Source organism: Micromonospora sp. NPDC047644 (assembly GCF_040704315.1).
In the GTDB taxonomy this organism is placed as follows: Bacteria; Actinomycetota; Actinomycetes; order Mycobacteriales; family Micromonosporaceae; genus Micromonospora.
Map to the genome: position 1 here is coordinate 30,588 of NZ_JBEYSY010000014.1, position 16,969 is coordinate 47,556.

The window sequence follows — 16,969 nt, forward strand, 5'->3', positions numbered from 1 at the left end:
GGTCGATCATGGAGTTGCTGCCCCGACCCGTCGTGGGCGGCGGCAGCAACTCCATGATCACCGAGGACAGGGCGGGTGTCGGCGATTGGTCCACTGTGGATCTACGCAGTGTTACGGGCATACTTCGGATGCGTTTCATCGATAGTCTTGACAGGGCTTGTTAGCGATAACACGATGGCCTTCACGCCGCTCTCGCGTTTGGAGCTCGCCTTGGCCCGGTCGGTCCGCTCGCGCGTCCTGAACATCGCCCGCGAATCCGCTGTGAACAGTCTGAACGCCCCCGCTCGCCATGCCACGCACGCGCTCGCCCGAGCGGCCTTCACAGTGGCCGCCAGCCGCCTTCGTCCGCTGTGCGCGCTCGCATCGGTGGCCGTTCTCGTCGCTGCCGGCATGGTGGCCGTTCGCGCCGCCCCCGCCACCGCGCACGCCGCCGCCGGATGGTCGCCCCGATCGTCGTACACCTCCACCGACACCGGCGTAGGCACCTACTCGGTGCCGCTGCTCAACGCCGACGTGCCGGACATCAGCGTCGAGCGGGTGCCGGCCGCCGAGAACGACGAGGGCCGTGACCTGTACTACATGATCAGCACGACCATGCACCTGAGCCCGGGCGCGCCGATCATGAAGTCGTACGACCTCGTCAACTGGGAAATCGTCAACTACGTCTTCGACCGGGCGAGCATCGGCGACTCCTTCTCACTGCGCAACGGCCAGAACTCGTACGGCCAGGGCCAGTGGGCGTCGTCGCTGCGCTACCACGACGGCACGTTCTACGCCGTCTTCAACACCAACAACCTCGGCGGGGCGTACCTGTACCGCACCGACGACATCGAGAACGGCCCGTGGCAGCGCACCGCCCTCGGCCGTGGCCTGCACGACCCGTCGCTCTTCTTCGACGTCGACGGCACGCCCTACATCTTCTACGGCTCCGGCGGCACCAGCGCCGTACGCCTCAACGCCGACCTGACCGCCGTCGCGCAGGACTACCCGAACATCTTCACCGCCAACAACTACGCCGGTCAGCCGTTCATCGGCGGGTTGTTCGAGGGCGCGCAGGTCTACCACATCGACGGCTGGTACTACGCCGTCATCATCACCTGGCCCTCGGGGCAGGGACGCCAGGTGGTGATGTTCCGGTCGAAGGACCTGCTCGGGCGCTACACCTCGGTCGGCGGGGTCAACACCTACGAGGCGCGCGGAGTGCTCAACTCCAACGGCTTCGCCCAGGGCAGCCTGGTGCCGATCAGCCGCCCGGGCGGCCGGACCGACTGGCACGGCATGTTCTTCCGCGACACGTTCCCGATCGGCCGGATCCCGGCGCTCATCCCCGCCACCTGGCAGGACGGGTGGCCGACCTTCGGCACAGGCGGGGTCGTGCCGGTCAACGGACTGTTCGACAAGCCGATCAGACTGAGCCCGGCCGAGGAACTGTTCGAACGGCAAAAGAGCGTCGTCGCCTCGGACGACTTCGCCAACGACGCGCCGCACCGGGCATACCAGGACGAGCAGTGGACGGTCCCCGCGCCGCTCGACCCGGCGGAGATCGCCCCCAACGGGTCGCGGCTGGACCTGGCCTGGGAGTGGAACCACGCCCCGGACAACCGGCACTGGTCACTCACCGACCGCGACGGCTGGCTGCGGCTGACGACCGGCACGGTGGTGACCGGCCAGTACGTCTACACCAAGCTGTCCAACCGGGCCGAGCTGGCGTGGTTCGAGGAGGCACGCAACACGCTCTCGCAGCGGACGTTCGGGCCACGACAGTCGGTCCAGACCCGGATGGACATCTCCGGAATGCGCAACGGCGACGTCGCCGGTCTGGCCGCCTACAACCGCGGATTCTCGTACGTCGCCGTCAAGCGCGTCGGGAACGTCAACACCCTCGGTGTGGTCAACCGGTCGCAGCCGTTCGCGGTCGACCTCGACCAGTCGACGCTGGAGACCTTCATCGCCGGCACGACGGTGTCGCTGGGCGACGCGACCGAGGTGCACGTGAAGGCGGACCTCGACTTCTCCGCACCGGTCGGCCAACTGTGGACGACGTTCTACTACAGCCTGGACGGGATCCAGTGGACGCGGCTGGGTAACCGCGTGGGCCCGCAGGCGCTCGACGGCAGCCTCGCCCACTTCATGGGTCACCGGGTGGGCCTGTTCACCTACGCGACCCAGCAGACCGGCGGCCACGTCGACTTCGACGACTACCTGCTCAGCGACGTCCTGACCGCGCAGGCCCGGCCACTGGACACCACCGCCCTGGACGCGGCCATCGCCCACGGGCGGACGCTCGACCCGCGCCACTACCCGGCCGACGCCTGGGCGGCTGCGCAGTCCGCGCTCACGGTGGCGACGTCGGCACGGGCCGGACAGTTCGGCACCCAGAACCAGATCGACGCACCGGAGCGGGCACTCAGCTACCAACTGGCCCGGCTCGGGGTGCTGGCGGCGCTGCCCGTGACGGCCACCGCCCAGGTGCGCTGCCTCAACGGCAGGGCGTACCTGGCGGTGCAGGCGCGCAACGACTCGGACGAGCCGGTCGAGATCACGGTGGAGACCCCGTACGGAAACCGGTCGTTCACCGCCGTCGCACCCGGCGCGAGCGTCTACCAGTCGTTCAACACCCGCGCGTCGTCGACGCCGGCCGGCTCGGCGACGGTCCGGGCCACCGGTGCGGTCGCCGGCCGGGACGTGATCACCCCCCACGCCGTCGAGCACCCCGCCAGCGCCTGCGGCGGATAACCCCACCACGAGCCTCGGCTCACCGACCAGGACCACCGGCGTTCGGCCGGGCGGCGCGGAACAGCGGACGGGTACCGCGCCTCGGCCGCTGTCGCACCCGGTGGCGGCGGTCGGCCCCTGATGTCCGGACCACTCACGACAGCGCACCCACCGATCCCCCGTACACCGATGACCGCACGTCAGAGATGAAGGAGGATGTCTCGTGGAACAACGAATGCGACGGGCGACCCGAGGACGGGTCGCGGCGCTCGCGGCGGTCGGCCTGATGCTGACCACGGGGTTCGTCGCCCCGGCGGGGCCGGTCCAGGCCGCCGACACGAACCTCGTCGTCAACGGCGGGTTCGAGGACGGCCTGACCGACTGGTTCGTCAACAACGGAAACGCCTCCGACGGGGCCCAGTTGTCGGCCACGTCGAACGCCTACTCCGGCGCGAACGCCGCGCTCGTCACCAGCAGGGCGACCACCGGGTCGGGCCCGATGCAGGACCTCAGCGGCAAGGTGCAGGCCGGTCAGGCCTACACCCTGACGGCCCGCATCAGGTACGAGAACGAGAGCGGGCCGGCGACGAAGCAGTTCTTCGCCACCATGCACTACGGCGGTGGCACCTACACCAACCTCGTCAGCGTGACGGCGACGAAGGGACAGTGGGCGCAGTTCACCGGAACCTTCACGATCCCGACGACGCAGAGCGTGTCGACGGCGCGCCTGTTCTTCGAGACCCCCTGGACGAGCACGCCGTCCACCGACCCGGCGCTGCACCTGATGGACTTCACGCTCGACGACGTGTCGGTGACAGGCGCCGCGCCGCCCGCGCCCGCGTCGAAGACCATCGAGGTCGTCGGCAAGCTGCCCGGGGAGCACAACCCGTTGATCGGGCACAAGTTCGGGGCTGACGGTTTCGGCCTCGTGCACGACGGCCGGGTCTACATGTACATGACCAACGACACCCAGGGCTACGCCCCGAACCCGACCACCGGCGTCTCCCCGGGGATCAACTACGGCGACATCAACCAGCTCACGGTGATCTCCTCGGCGGACCTCGTGAACTGGACGGACCACGGTGAGATCCAGGTCGCCGGCCCCAACGGGGTGGCCCCGTTCACCGCCAACTCGTGGGCTCCGGGCATCACCAAGAAGGTGGTGAACGGGGTGGAGAAGTTCTTCCTCTACTACGCCAACGGCGGTGGCTCCAGCAACGTGATCACGGGTGCGTCGCCGCTCGGCCCGTGGACCAGCGAGCGCACCAGCACGCTGATCGACGGCCGTACCCCCGGCGCCGAGGCCGTCGCGTGGAAGTTCGACCCGGCCCCGTTCGTCGACGACGACGGCCAGCCGTACCTCTACTTCGGTGGTGGTCCCGCGTCGACGAGCATGCCGCCGGCCGAGCGCTTCAACAACCCGAAGAACATCCGGTCGATCGAACTCGGCGACGACATGGTGTCGACCGAGGGCACGGCGGCGGTGGTCGACGCCCCGGTCGCCTTCGAGGCGGGCCACGTCTTCAAGCGCCAGGGCCGTTACTACTTCTCGTACTCCTCGCACTTCGGCGGGAACGACTTCGGCGGCAACCAGCAGCCGCTTCCCGGTTACCCGGGGGGCGGCCAGATCGGCTACATGATCTCCGACGGCCCGATGTCGTGGCCGAAGGAGACCTACGCCGGCGTGCTCTTCCCGAACCAGTCGCAGTTCTTCGGGGCCGGCACCGGTGGCAACAACCACCAGTCGGTGTTCGAGTTCGGTGGCAGGTACTACTTCACCTACCACGCGCCGACGCTGAACAAGCGCATCAACGGCAACACCACCCAGGGGTACCGCAGCCCGCACATCCAGGAACTGACCTTCAACCCGGACGGCACCATCCAGCAGGTCGTCGGCACCTACGCCGGGGTGGAGCAGGTTCGCGACTTCGACCCGTACCGCGTCTTCGAGGCCGAGACCTTCGGATGGAGCAAGGGCGTCGCCACCACGAAGGTCGACGGCAGCTCCGCCCAGTTCGGTGGTGCGGCACCCAACCTGGTCGTCCGCGACATCGACAACGGCGACTGGACGGCGTTGTCCTCGGTGGACTTCGGTGACGACGGCGCGCGGAGCCTGACGGCGCGGGTGCGTGCGCTCGCCACCGGCGGGCAGATCCAGGTCCGGCTGGACGACGTCAACGGGCCCGTCGTCGGCACTGTCGCGGTGGACAGCCCGGCCGGACAGTGGGCCGAGGTGACCGCCACGCTCGACGGCGTCAGTGGCGTGCACGACGTCTACCTCACCTACACCGGCTCGGCCGGCGCGGACCTCTTCGAGATCGACAACTGGTCCTTCGCGGCGGACACCCTCGACCTGCCCGTCACGCTCAGCGCGTCCACGCGGTGTGTGGGCGGCAAGGCGTACGTGGCGGTGCAGGCGCGCAACGACCACGACGCCCCGGTGGGGATCACCCTGGAGACGCCGTACGGCGAGCGGTCGTTCGTGGCCGTCGCGCCAGGCGCGAACGCCTACCAGTCCTTCAACAGCCGTGCCGTGTCGCTGTCGGCGGGTTCGGCCACGGTCCGGGTGACCGGGGCGATCGGCGGACACGACGTGACGACCGTCCGCACCGTGCAACACCCCGCCGGCACCTGCGGCGGATGACCCCTGATGGCGGAGAACGGAGAACACATGAACACAGACAAACGGCGGCAGACGCTCGCGGCCGGCGTCGTCGTCGCCGTGCTGACCGGGGCGGCGGTGCTGCCGTCGCCCGCACTGGCCGAGCCCGGTGACGACGCGAGCGTGCGGGTCACTGTCGACATCGACGAGATCAGGGAACCGGGCGTGCTCGCCCTGTCGATCGCCGGCGACGCCGTCGCGCTGTCCGAGGACGGCTCGACCCTGCTGGTCCGCCAGTTCGTCGGCACGTTGCCGACGGTGACGGTCACCGACACCCGGGTCGCCGACGAGGTGCCCGACGGCGCCAACTGGGCGGTGCTCGGCAGCGCGACCGACTTCGCGGGCAGCGCCGGCCAGGCACCGATCACCGCCGACCATCTCGGTTGGAAGCCGCGCCTGCTCGACGGCGGCGAGACCGGCCTGGTCACCGAGGGCGAGGAGGTGGTGACCAGCCTGGACGAGCCGACCCAGCCGGGCAACAATGTCGGCCTCGTCGACCAGGAGCTGTTGGTCTCGGCCTTCGACTCCGGGGCTGTCGCCAACGACTCGTACTCGGTGAACGCCGACCTGTACCTGCGGACCCCCGCGGAGGTCGCCGCCGGCGAGTACAGCTCGACGCTCACGCTCTCACTGTTCGAGTAGTGGCCTGGGCGGGGGCCCGGACCGGGCCCCCGCCCAACCCCGTGCCGAAGGGCCGTCTCATGACCGTCACCCCGTTGCGCCGCGCGCTCGTCGTCCTCGCCGTCGCGTCCCTCGCCGTTTCGGTCTCGCCGAGCGCGGCGGCGGCGGAACCGGACCCGAAGGCCCTGACCTGGACGGTCCAACCCGCCACCGCGAGCGGGCCGGACCAACGCCGATGGATCAACGCCAGTCTGGACCCGGGGCAGGCGGTCACCGAACACCTGGCGGTACGAAACTTCAGCCGCACCGCCGTCGCCTTCTCCCTGAAGGCCGCCGACGGCTACCTCACCGACAAGGGCCGCTTCAACATGCTGTCGTCCGACCGGCCCTCCGTCGACGGTGGCACCTGGATCGACGTGCAGGAGAAGGTCACCGTCGGCCCCAACGAGACACGGGTGGTGCCGTTCACGATCACGGTGCCTCAGGGTGCCACACCTGGCGACCACCCGGCCGGCATCGCCGCGACGGTCACCAGCACCGGGGGCACCGTCAACGTCGAGAGCCGCGTCGGCTTCCGGGTGATGCTGCGCGTCAACGGCACCGGGCGGGCCGCCCTGGCTGTCCGGGGCCTCGATGCGACGTACTCCCCGTCGTGGAACCCCTTCGCCGGTGGCACGGTGCGGGTCCGCTACACCGTCGAGAACGACGGCAACGTCTGGGTCGGCGGGACGAGTCGGGTGGCGATGTCCGACCTTCTGGGCCGGAGCACCCACGACGCCACCAGCGCGGTCGAGGAGTTGCTGCCTGGCGGCGCGCGAACGATGCAGACCCGGGCCGGCGGCGTCTGGGCCCTGGGGCGCCTGCGCACCACCGTCAGCACGTCGCCGGCGCTGCTCGGCGACGGCCAGGGTGGGGCAGACCTCCGACCGGCCTCCGCCACCGTCACCACCTGGGTGGTGCCGTGGGCGCAGCTCGCCCTGTTGGGTCTGCTCGCCGGCCTGTTCCTGGGGCTGCGGGCGGCGGCTCGGCAGCGGCGGCGTCGGCTGGCCGGGCTGCTGGCCCGCGCGAGGCAGGAGGGCCGGCAGTCGGTGCTCGTCGGGGGTGCGCCCGCTGCCGCCGAGCCCGGCGCGGGCGACGCCCGCCGGTGAGCCGTCGGCGCGAGGGAGTCGTGCTGCCGGATCGCGGCGAGGACGTCGCCCGGCCCCGGCCTCAGGGCTTGGACCGGCCCAGCAGCCAGCGCAGGATGCTGGCGTCCTCGTAGGTCGGCCCGAACGCCGCGTGGTAGTCCGGCACCGAGAACGCGGCGTCGGCGTACTCGGTGTAGCGCACCAGGTCGGCGGTCTGCTCGGGCGTCCTGCCCCGGGCGGCGTACGCCTGCCGCAGCAGGGCGGTCGAGTTACGCGCGCCTGAGACGTTGAGCAGGTGGTCGTGCTCGCCGTGCGTGATCCACACCGGCACCTCGGCCGCCGCGATGGCGCTCGCCTGGGTGGCGTTGACCGGGAAACCACCGGTCACCAGTCCTCCGGCGAACAGGTCGGGACGCTTGGCGAACGCCTCCCAGAGCAACTGCGAGCCGTACGACACAGTGGTCGCGTACACCCGACGGGTGTCCACCGCGAACTGACCGACGAACTGGTCGAGCAGCTTGACCAGCAGGTCGGCCTCGGCGACCCCACCGACGCGCTGGTGCTGGGGCGCCAGGACGATGACGTCCTCGGCGGTGCCGGTCCACCGCGGTTGGAGCCACGCGGTCGCCGGGATGTCGGCGGCGAGTTGGACGCCGAGGTTGTCACCGTCCCAGCCCATGCCGTGACCGGGCAGGACGACCATCAGTGGGTATGTGCGGCCCGGCTGGTAGTTCTTCGGCAGGTGGTAGTGGTACGGCAGCACCATTCCGCCACTCAGGAACGAGCCGTAGGTGAACTCGTCGACCAGTTGGTTGACCGGCTTCTCGGTGACGGGACGGGATTCGCGCGGGGTGCCCCGGGCGAGCACCGGGCCCTTGCCGGCCCCGCGGCCGGGCTGGCCGTGCACGTCCTTGCGTTGCACGACCCGGGTCGGCAGCTCGGGGTTGACCTTGACAGTGCAGAGGAAGGTCGGGCACTTGGAGACGACGACCGTCGAGCCGCCGGTGTCGGCGGGGTCGAGTTCGACGATGACGTACCGTCCCGGCGCCGATCGGTGGTCGGCGCGGGTGCCCGGTGTTGCGTTGGTGTAGGTGTGGGTGACGGTCCGTTCGGCGAGCTTCGGCAGGTCCTCGATGGGATTGAACCGGAAGTTGTAGATGGTGTCGGTGACCGAGAACGTGGTGGGGTCGAGGGTGCGCGGGTTGACAGTGGCCGGGTACTCGATCGCCACCGCGGAGACCTTCTGGCCGTAGGTGTAGACGGTGGTGATCGGGGTGATGCTGCGGATTCCGTCAGTGCTGCCCGGGCTGCCGCTCGCGCTGCCGTACGCCGTGCCGGAGGCGCCGGCCAGGACGAGGGTGGCGGCGAGCGGGATCAGTCCTTTTCGCAGTCTCATGGGGGTCCTCTCTCGAAGGTGGTGCGCTCAGTCGGCGGTCCGGCCGGGGGAACGGGAGTGGGACGGGTCGGAGAAGTCGGTCGCTAAACTGATTTAGCAGAGCATCGATCGCGGGCCCGGCGGTGTCAATACCGAGGGCGCTACGAGCCTGAAACCGGGCCGCCGACGGCCGGGACCGCTCTGACTGCGCGGTCGACCGCTCCCGTGAGCACTGCAACAAACCTGCAAGCGTCAGCTATTGCGTTCCCGGAAACCGCTTTCCTACGATTGCGTTACATCGATGTTTCATTTGACAGTCGTGTGAGCGACGGCACCGGGCGCACTCCGCTTGCACGGCGCGACCCCGCTTCCACCAGGGCGCGAGCGATTCGATGAAATCAATGCGATTGACTGCCGTCAATTCTTGAATCTTGCCTGTTGGCAGGTGCGGTCGCGATGTCCGTCGAGTCGAAGCCTGGAACGAGACGATTGCGAAGGTGAAGACATGAGACGACCAGTCGTGTTGCGACGTCAGGCGGTGCTGGCCGCGGTGGCCGTGGTGACCGCGGTCGGGGTGGCCCTCCCGACCCCGCAGGCCTCGGCGGCGGTTGGCAGCGCCACCGGCTACGCCACCCAGAACGGCGGTACCACCGGCGGCGCGGGTGGGCAGACGGTGCGGGCCACCACGGGAACGGCGATCCACGCGGCCCTGTGTGGTCGGCCCAGCAGCAGCACCCCGATCACCATCGAGGTGAGCGGGACCATCAATCACGGCAACACCAGCAAGGTGTCGGGGTCGAGCTGCAACACCGCGGCGGGCGTGATCGAGCTCAAGCAGATCAGCAACGTCACCATCATCGGGGTCGGCAGCGCCGTCTTCGACCAGCTCGGCATCCACATCCGCGACTCCAGCAACATCATCATCCAGAACGTGACGGTGCGGAACGTCAAGAAGTCGGGCTCGCCCACCTCCAACGGCGGGGACGCCATCGGCATGGAGAGCACGGTCCGCAACGTCTGGGTCGATCACGTCACCCTGGAAGCCTCGGGCGGGGAGTCCGAGGGGTACGACGGCCTCTTCGACATGAAGGACAACACCCAGTACGTGACGCTGTCCTACAGCGTCCTGCGCAACTCCGGTCGGGGCGGCCTCGTCGGGTCCAGTGAGAGCGACCTGTCCAACGGCTTCATCACGTACCACCACAACCTCTACGAGAACATCGACTCCCGCACGCCGCTGCTGCGTGGCGGGGTCGCCCACATCTACAACAACCACTACGTGAGCCTGAACGAGTCCGGGATCAACTCCCGGGCGGGGGCCAGGGCCAAGGTGGAGAACAACTACTTCCGCGACTCCAAGGACGTCCTGGGCACCTTCTACACCAGCGAGCGCGGCTACTGGCAGGTCGCCGGCAACGTCTTCGACAACGTGACCTGGTCCAGCGCGGGCAGCGACAACTACCCCGCCGGCCCCAACCCGACCTCCACCACCACGGTCGGCATCCCGTATTCGTACCGCCTCGACGGAGCGAGTTGTGTGCCGGACATCGTCCGTCAGACGGTCGGGGCCAACACGGGCCTGAGGGTGTCCGACGGCAGTTGCTCGCCGCAGACTCCGCCGCCGACCACGCCCCCGCCGACCACGCCGCCCACCACGCCGCCGCCCACGACGCCGCCGCCCACCGGCGGGACCAACCTCAGCCTGGGCGCCGGCGCCGACGGCTCCAGCAAGGCCAGCGGAACCAGCTACGGCAACGTGCGTGACGGCAACCTGGGCACCTGGTGGTCGCCGGCCGGCTCGACCGGCACGATCTCGATCAAGTGGGGCTCCGCGACCCGGGTGTCCCGGGTGGTGATCCGCGAGCCGTCCGGCACCCAGGGCTCCATCGGGTCCTGGCAGCTGATCAACAACGACAACGGAGCCGTCCTGGCGTCCGGCAGTGGGGCGGGTGCGATCACCTTCCCGGCCACCGCGATGAGCAAGGTCAACTTCAAGATCAACAGCTCCAGCGGTACGCCACGGGTCGGCGAGTTCGAGACGTACGCCAGCTAGGGCTTGTTCATCAGGGCGGTCGCCTTCGTCGGGGGCGGAAGCGGTTCCGAGCGGTACACCGCAGAGGTGTGGACGCGCCTCTGCGGTGTACCGCTCCTCGGCGGATCGACAATCGGCGAGGCGGCCCCGCGCGCCCTCACGAATCCGTGTTCGGCAGAGTGTCCATGAAGGAGCTGACCGAGAAGACCGCTCGCCCGGGCCCGGCCGGGCCGTACCCCGGCGGGCTGGACAGACCGTGGGCGTCCATCGTCGCCCGGTAGGCCTCCAGCAGGCGGACGTGGTATTCCAGCGGCGCGCCCTGCGGGTTCGTCCGGCCCAGCGGTGTGGTGGGCTCCGGGCACCAGGTGGTGAAGCGGGGCGTGATCCCCCGGGACATGAAGTAGTCGAGCCCCTCGGTGGTGGAGGCGATCGCCTCGTCGACGCTGGTGAAGCCGTGCGGGGCGGCCATCTCGACGCCCGCGACGAAGTTCGGGATCACGTTGCGGGGGCCGAACACCTCGGCCGAGTCGAGGATGCGCCGGTGCCACTCCTCCCGACCGACGTACCGCTCCTTGCCCGGGCAGTACAACTCGAACAGCCGCTTGTCCCACACCTCGTAGTTGGGGTGGTAGATGCGGATCCCGTAGTCGTGGAACCGCTGCACATCGGCTCGGGGGAGCGCCTGGGCCACCACCTTGCCGATCCACCGTCCCGGAAACCGCTCCTCGATCGCCTGCGCGTACTGGCCGTAGAAGTCGGCCTCGGCCAGCCCGTTGACCTGCGAGGTGATGCTGCCACCGGTCAGCGTGTACGCCTGCGACGCGCGATCGACGTCATGTCGGTTGATGATCTCCAGGGCTTCGAGGACCTCGTCGACGGGCTTGACCCCGGTGTAGGGCCGGCCGGCCTGCTTGTGCTGCCGCCAGTTGTGGTTGATGTCGCAGTACTGGCACTCCTCCTTCGCGCCGAAGTACTGGCAGACCCGGAACGCGGTCAGATAGATGAGATAGCCCCACTGGATCGTCGGGGCGACCTCCATCACCGACTTGCCGTTGCCGAGCGTGTGACGGTAGTACGCCGGCATGGGGGGCAGCCCGACATCGGCGATCGGCCGTCCGTCCAGGAACAGGCGCAGTCGACCGTCGCTGTCGGTGCCGACGCGGTACGGCGAGCTGGGGTTGGTGCGGACCGACACGACGGTACGACGCAACTCGTACGGACCCCCGGTGAGCACGATCTCCTCCGGTGGCCGGCGCAGCGCCGCCGTCCCCAACTCGGGCAACGTCCGGTGATCGAAGGAGAAGATGAAGTACGACTTCGGCTTCACGTCGCCGTGCTCGTTGTCGGTCAGTGCCGCGTCGTCGAAGGCGAGCCCGCCCCGCAGCAGGTCCTCCTTGAGGACCGCCTCCCGCGGCACGTGTGGGAAACGGCTCATCAGATCTTCGACGAGGTCGGTGCGCGACGTCATGCGGTTCCTCCCGAACGCGGTACGCCGCACCGGGTGGCCGGTGCCACCCGGTGCCGGCTGATCAGCTCTGCTTGGTCTCCCAGAAGATCTTCGAGATCTCCTCGATCCTGCCGAGGAGCTGCTCGGCGACCGCCGGGTCCGCGGCGCCCTTCGCGCCGCCGGCACCTGCCAGCTTCGTCGCCTCGTTGAAGAGGCCGTGCAGGTGGGGGTACCTCTCGAAGTGCGGCTGCTTGAAGTAGTCGGTCCACAACACCCAGAGGTGGTGCTTCACCAGCTCGGCGCGCTGCTCCTTGATGAGCAGCGCGCGGGTGCGAAACTCCGGGTCGTCGCTGGCCTGGTACTTCTCGGAGATCGCCTTGATCGACTCGGCCTCGATGCGGGCCTGCGCGGGGTCGTAGACGCCGCAGGGGAGGTCGCAGTGCGCGCTGGCGACGGTGCGGGGGCGGAGAAGGCGGGACAGGAACATCGGAATCCCTTCGACTGTGGCGTTCGGCCGACGTGGGTCCGGGCGCGGCGGCCCGGACGTGACCATCGAGGAACGCTAGAACCTCAACCGCACTTCATGTCAATGGCGGGCCCTGTTTGCGGACGAGCGTCAGCAGGGCGGTGTGCGTCCGCTCGTCCGCGGCCACCACGAGACCGTCCCCACCGGTGTGCAGGGGCTGGCCGTCGAGCCCGGTGACCACGCAGCCAGCCGCCTCGCAGAGCGCTATTCCGGCCGCGAAGTGGACGCTGTTGCGCAGGTCGTGGCGGTCGGTCACATAGCCGGCGCGGCGGCCGGCGGCGACCCAGGCCACGGCCAGGCTGGTGGAGACCACCCGGGGCCGGAACTGTTCGAGGAAGCCCTCGTCGGCGAGCAGGCGGGCGGCCAGGAAGACGTCCCGGTTGGGAAAGGGCGGGTCGAGGTTCAGGTCGACCAGCGTCGACTCGGCCGACGGGACGAGGCGCTCATCCGTCCCCGCAACCCCCCGGACGTACGCGGCGACGCCGTCGGTCCAGAACACCTCGTCGGCGAACGGGTCCACCGACGCCGCCACTGTGACGTCGGACCCGACGCGCAGGGCGACGTTGACCGAGACCAGCGTGGTCCGCGCGGCGAAGTTCAACGTCCCGCACAGCGGGTCGACCAGCCAGGTGCGCCCGTTGTCGCCGGTACCCGTACGCCCGCTCTCCTCGGCCACCACGGCGTCGTCCGGACGCGCCGCGCGCAGGACGTCGATGATGGCGTGCTCGGCCTCCATGTCGGCGGCGGTGGCGAAGTCGCCGGCGGTCTTCATGACGCGCGTCAACACTGAGCCGTACCGGGAGCCCACGACTGCGGCTCCGGCTTTCGCCGCCTCGACGGCCAGCGCCTGGTCTGTGATCGACATGCCCGAACCATAGGAGCCGCGGGCAATGTCGGTGACAGGCCCGCACCCGGGCCGCAGGTCAGTCCGACAGTTCGCTGATCGGTAGCTGACTGACGACCGCCGTCATGATCATGGGAGCGTCGCCGTCAGACTGGTTGACCGAGACCGCGACCCACCGCCCCTCGGCCACCGTCGGCCCCCACACGGTCAGGTCGCCATAGCAGTCCAGGTCAGACAGCGACTGGAACAGCGCCGGCATGGGTTCACCGGCCTGGGCTCGAAACAGCGGCACCCGCATGGAGACAGCGCGGTGCGCGCCCCACCTCTGGGTCAACTCCGCTATGACGAGGGCCAGGTTCGCCTCGGCGGCCTCCTCTGCCCGGTTCCATTCGGCGCCGTACACACCCGTCAGGGCGTCGCTCTCCCAGAGCGGGGCGATCCGAAAGCCCTCGCCCCGGGTGCCGGTCCACTCCCCGGTGACCGGGTCGCCCTCGCTGACCGGCACCCCGCCCGTGGGCAGGTCCGCGGCGAGCAGCGACTCGATGTCGGACACCGCCCGACCCGTGTCGAACACCTCGCCGGCCCGACCGGTCATCGGGGAACTCGTCGTACCGTCGGCGGCCCACACCGCATCGTCCGCACCACCTGTCTCCGTCGGACTGTGGGTTTCGATCATCGCACCATGAGCGAGCCGGGGAGGGGGCGGGCATCGGTCAGGAGACCGCCGTCCGCACCAGCTCGGTGAGCTTCTTCTCCACGGCCGGGCTCCACTGCTGCAACGCGTACGCCACCGGCCAGAAATCCCCGTCGTCGAGGTTGGCCGGGTCCTGGAAGCCCACCGTCGAGTACCGGTAGTTGAACTTGCCGGAGTCCTGGAAGAAGACGACGATCTTGCCGTCCTCGTTCGCGTAGGCGGGCATCCCGTACCAGGTCTTCGGCGTCAGCCCCGGGGCGGCGGCGGTCACCGTGACGTGCACCCGCTCGGCGAGCGCGCGGTCCTCCGGCTCCATCTGCGCGATCCGGTCGAGGACCGCTTGCAGCCCGTCCGCCTTCTTGGCGCCCTTCCTGCCCTCGGCGCGCAGCTCGTCGGCGCGCTCCTTCATCGCGGCCCGCTCCTCGGCGCTGAAGCCGTCGGACCCGGTCGTGGTGGTCTTCGCGGACATTCTCGGGCTCCCTCTCGTCGTCTGGCCCGGCGCGTTGCCGACTGCCTGGGAAAAGGCTAGGCCGGGCGGCGCTGGCGAGCTTCTCGATTCCTGATCGTTCGACGACCGCCCTCCTGCTCAGGGGTGACCTCGGCCTCTCGAAGGTGCTCGCCAACCCGACCGGTGGCTAGGTTGCTGGGCGAGGGCGAGCGAGCGTTCCGGGGGGAACCAGACATGAGCACCACCGCCGACCAGTTGGCGACGGCGTACTTCGACGCGATCCAACTCCTCTGCCAGGTGACGCCGAAGGGCTGGTACGCCGAGCGGGGCACCGCTCGCGCGGGCCTCACCCACGCCAGCGTCGCGACGCTCAACGGGGTCCTCGAGACGGCCGCCGAGCCGGATCTCACGGCCATCGACGAGCTGGCGACCGAGGTGAGCCGGCAGACCGCGCACTGGTCGATCATCATTCGCGGTGCGGCGAGCGACGAGGTCGCCGACCTGGCGGCCCGGCACGGGCTGCGCGCACGCAGCCACCTTCCCCTGATGGCCTGCGCCACCGACGACATCGTGTTCCGGGCCGGCCCGACCCAGCAGGCGCTGGTCCGGCGGGTCGGAGCCGCCGAGAGCGACAGGTACACCGACGCCCTCACCCGGAGCTTCGAGGCGCCCGACGGCCTCTTCGGCCCGCTGATGGGCGGCGCGGTGCTCGATACCGCCGCCATCACCGGGTATCTGGCCGAGGAGTCCGGCAGCCCGGTCGGCACCGGGCTCGGAATCCACACCTCCGACGTGATCGGGGTGTTCAACATCGCCGTCGTACCGTCCGCCCGGGGTCGTGGCCTGGGTCGGGCGCTCACCGAGGCGGCGCTGCGTGACGGCGTCGCCGCCGGCGCGGACGCCGCGTACCTGCACGCCAGTCCGATGGGTCGACCGCTCTACGAGGCGATGGGTTTCGCGCTCGTGGAGACCTGGACCGTGTTCCAGGCGGCCTGACGGTCCGTACCGGCCAGAAGGAGGAGGACCTGTGACCTTCAGTGAGAACGTCCGCTCGGCTTTCCGGCGCGGCGAGACCGACGCCGTGGTGCGGATGAGCGAGGCCGAGATCGAGCGGGCCCGGGCGGCCGGTGACCTGGCGGGCGAGGTGGAGGCCCGGTACAGCCTCGCCCGGGTCGCCATTCGGGGCGGTGACCTGACCGGGGGCGAGGCCCGGGCCCGGGAGGCCCTCACGGTGGCGCTGCGCTCCGGCGACCGGGCGCTGGAGGAACGACCGAGGCACGTGCTGGCGGCCGTCGCGAGGATGTCCGGTGACCTGGTCCGCGCCCGGGACCTGTACCGGCAGAGCATCGCGCTCAACGAGGCGCTCGGCCGACCCAGGACGGTCAACTCCGAGTTTCACAACCTCGCGTTCTGCGAGTTGGGGTTGGGCAACCTGGACGTGGCCCGGACGCTGTTCGCCGAGAACCGCGAGCGGGTGTTTCGCAACAACTGGGCGGACTTCGTGCCGTACGTCTGCGTCGCGGGCGCCGCGCTCGCGACCGCCGAGGGGGACCACTCCCGCGCGGCCAGGATGATCGGTGTCGCCGATGCCGCGTTCGCGGCGCTCGGCCAGGTGCCGGACCCGGACGACGCCGCGGACCTCGCCAGGATGCGCGCCGCCGCCACCGAGGCGCTGGGCCCGACCGACTTCGACCGGGAGTACGCCGTGGGCCGGCACCTCGAACCGCGGGCGGCGTTCGACGCCTAAGAGGTGGAGGCTCGGGCAGCGGTGATGGTCCGTCCCCGCTCCGACTCCGGGAAGCGGTCCAGCATGGCGCGCACCTCGTCGGCGCTCACGTTGGCGCCGAACAGCTCGCTGCCCGGTTCGAGTCGGACCCCCTCGGCCAGCTGGCCGGCGACGACCGGGTCGAAGCCGAGCGCGTCCACCAGGGCCGCGACCTCGGTGAGGTCGACGTCCTCGTCGCCGGCGATCGCGATGGCCTTGCGGCCGACCGCCCCCGTCGGCCGGGCCTCGTCCTCCAGGTCGTGATAGCCCATGTGGTTGAACGCCTTGACGACGCGGGAGCCGGGCAGGAACGCCTGGACGGTCTCGCTCGACGAGGTCCGCGGGTTGGTGAGGTCGTCGCGGATGCCGTCGATCTCCCACCAGTAGTTCATGGCGTCGACGACGAGCTTGCCGCGTAACGCCTCGGCGGGAACGCCGCGGTACTTGCCCAGGGGCAGGGCGAGGATGACGACGTCGGCGTCGGCCGCCGCGTCGACCGCCGTGGTGGCCTCGGCCCCCGGGGCGAGGACCTCGACGGTGAGGGCGATCTTCGCCGGGTCGCCGGAGCCGGCCACCCGTACCCGGTAGCCGGCGGCGACGGCGAGCCGGGCGAGCACCGTGCCCACCTTGCCGGCCCCGAGGATGCCGAGGGTCGCGGGCCGGCTCCGGTCGTTGTCGAACATGGTCGTCCTCTCGCCTGTGGGGAGCGCTGA

General features: G+C 70.1%; 14 protein-coding genes. 7 read left to right on the forward strand and 7 right to left on the reverse strand.

Features of this window, described 5'->3' with window-relative positions; all coding sequences use genetic code 11:
• Positions 1-261 precede the first annotated feature (261 nt).
• The 4 genes from AB0877_RS23130 (at position 262) to AB0877_RS23145 (ending at position 7,146) form a co-directional block, all read left to right on the forward strand.
• Complete coding sequence (locus AB0877_RS23130) at positions 262-2,736, forward strand: glycoside hydrolase 43 family protein (protein ID WP_366611374.1); 2,475 nt, start codon at positions 262-264, stop codon at positions 2,734-2,736.
• Between the two features lie 202 nt (positions 2,737-2,938).
• The gene (locus tag AB0877_RS23135; protein WP_366611376.1) at positions 2,939-5,359 is read left to right on the forward strand and encodes a family 43 glycosylhydrolase; all 2,421 of its coding nucleotides are present in this window, start codon (positions 2,939-2,941) and stop codon (positions 5,357-5,359) included.
• Between the two features lie 27 nt (positions 5,360-5,386).
• Positions 5,387-6,019 (forward strand): hypothetical protein, encoded by a 633-nt coding sequence (locus tag AB0877_RS23140; protein WP_366611378.1) that lies wholly within the window; start codon positions 5,387-5,389, stop codon positions 6,017-6,019.
• A gap of 59 nt (positions 6,020-6,078) precedes the next feature.
• Positions 6,079-7,146 (forward strand): hypothetical protein, encoded by a 1,068-nt coding sequence (locus AB0877_RS23145; protein ID WP_366611379.1) that lies wholly within the window; start codon positions 6,079-6,081, stop codon positions 7,144-7,146.
• A 61-nt stretch (positions 7,147-7,207) separates the two neighbouring features.
• On the opposite strand, the gene AB0877_RS23150 is transcribed toward AB0877_RS23145, so the two are convergent.
• Positions 7,208-8,521, reverse strand: coding sequence for a hypothetical protein (locus AB0877_RS23150; protein WP_366611381.1), 1,314 nt, complete (start codon positions 8,519-8,521; stop codon positions 7,208-7,210).
• A gap of 484 nt (positions 8,522-9,005) precedes the next feature.
• Here AB0877_RS23150 and AB0877_RS23155 point away from each other — a divergent pair, with 484 nt between their 5' ends.
• Positions 9,006-10,553, forward strand: coding sequence for a pectate lyase (locus tag AB0877_RS23155; protein WP_366611383.1), 1,548 nt, complete (start codon positions 9,006-9,008; stop codon positions 10,551-10,553).
• Positions 10,554-10,689: 136 nt separating this feature from the next.
• Here AB0877_RS23155 and AB0877_RS23160 read toward each other — a convergent pair whose 3' ends face one another.
• The 5 genes from AB0877_RS23160 to AB0877_RS23180 all read right to left on the reverse strand — a co-directional run bounded on the left by AB0877_RS23160 (position 10,690) and on the right by AB0877_RS23180 (position 14,512).
• Positions 10,690-12,000, reverse strand: coding sequence for a radical SAM protein (locus AB0877_RS23160; protein ID WP_366611385.1), 1,311 nt, complete (start codon positions 11,998-12,000; stop codon positions 10,690-10,692).
• 61 nt (positions 12,001-12,061) lie between these two features.
• Positions 12,062-12,466 carry a superoxide dismutase, Ni gene (gene sodN / locus AB0877_RS23165; RefSeq protein WP_366611628.1) on the reverse strand — a complete coding sequence of 135 codons (405 nt, stop codon included), beginning with the start codon at positions 12,464-12,466 and terminating at the stop codon, positions 12,062-12,064.
• A 94-nt stretch (positions 12,467-12,560) separates the two neighbouring features.
• Positions 12,561-13,370 (reverse strand): inositol monophosphatase family protein, encoded by an 810-nt coding sequence (locus AB0877_RS23170; protein WP_366611387.1) that lies wholly within the window; start codon positions 13,368-13,370, stop codon positions 12,561-12,563.
• A 58-nt stretch (positions 13,371-13,428) separates the two neighbouring features.
• A complete protein-coding gene (locus tag AB0877_RS23175; RefSeq protein WP_366611388.1) occupies positions 13,429-13,944 on the reverse strand; it encodes a hypothetical protein in 516 nt (171 codons plus the stop codon).
• A gap of 118 nt (positions 13,945-14,062) precedes the next feature.
• A complete protein-coding gene (locus AB0877_RS23180; protein ID WP_366611390.1) occupies positions 14,063-14,512 on the reverse strand; it encodes a hypothetical protein in 450 nt (149 codons plus the stop codon).
• A 213-nt stretch (positions 14,513-14,725) separates the two neighbouring features.
• Here AB0877_RS23180 and AB0877_RS23185 point away from each other — a divergent pair, with 213 nt between their 5' ends.
• Both AB0877_RS23185 and AB0877_RS23190 read left to right on the forward strand, forming a co-directional pair.
• Complete coding sequence (locus tag AB0877_RS23185; protein ID WP_366611392.1) at positions 14,726-15,487, forward strand: GNAT family N-acetyltransferase; 762 nt, start codon at positions 14,726-14,728, stop codon at positions 15,485-15,487.
• A 31-nt stretch (positions 15,488-15,518) separates the two neighbouring features.
• Positions 15,519-16,238, forward strand: coding sequence for a tetratricopeptide repeat protein (locus AB0877_RS23190; RefSeq protein WP_366611393.1), 720 nt, complete (start codon positions 15,519-15,521; stop codon positions 16,236-16,238).
• Here AB0877_RS23190 and AB0877_RS23195 read toward each other — a convergent pair.
• On the reverse strand, positions 16,235-16,939 hold the full coding sequence (locus AB0877_RS23195) for an NAD(P)-binding domain-containing protein (RefSeq protein ID WP_366611395.1): 705 nt from the start codon (positions 16,937-16,939) through the stop codon (positions 16,235-16,237). The genes AB0877_RS23190 and AB0877_RS23195 overlap by 4 nt on opposite strands.
• Positions 16,940-16,969 lie beyond the last annotated feature (30 nt).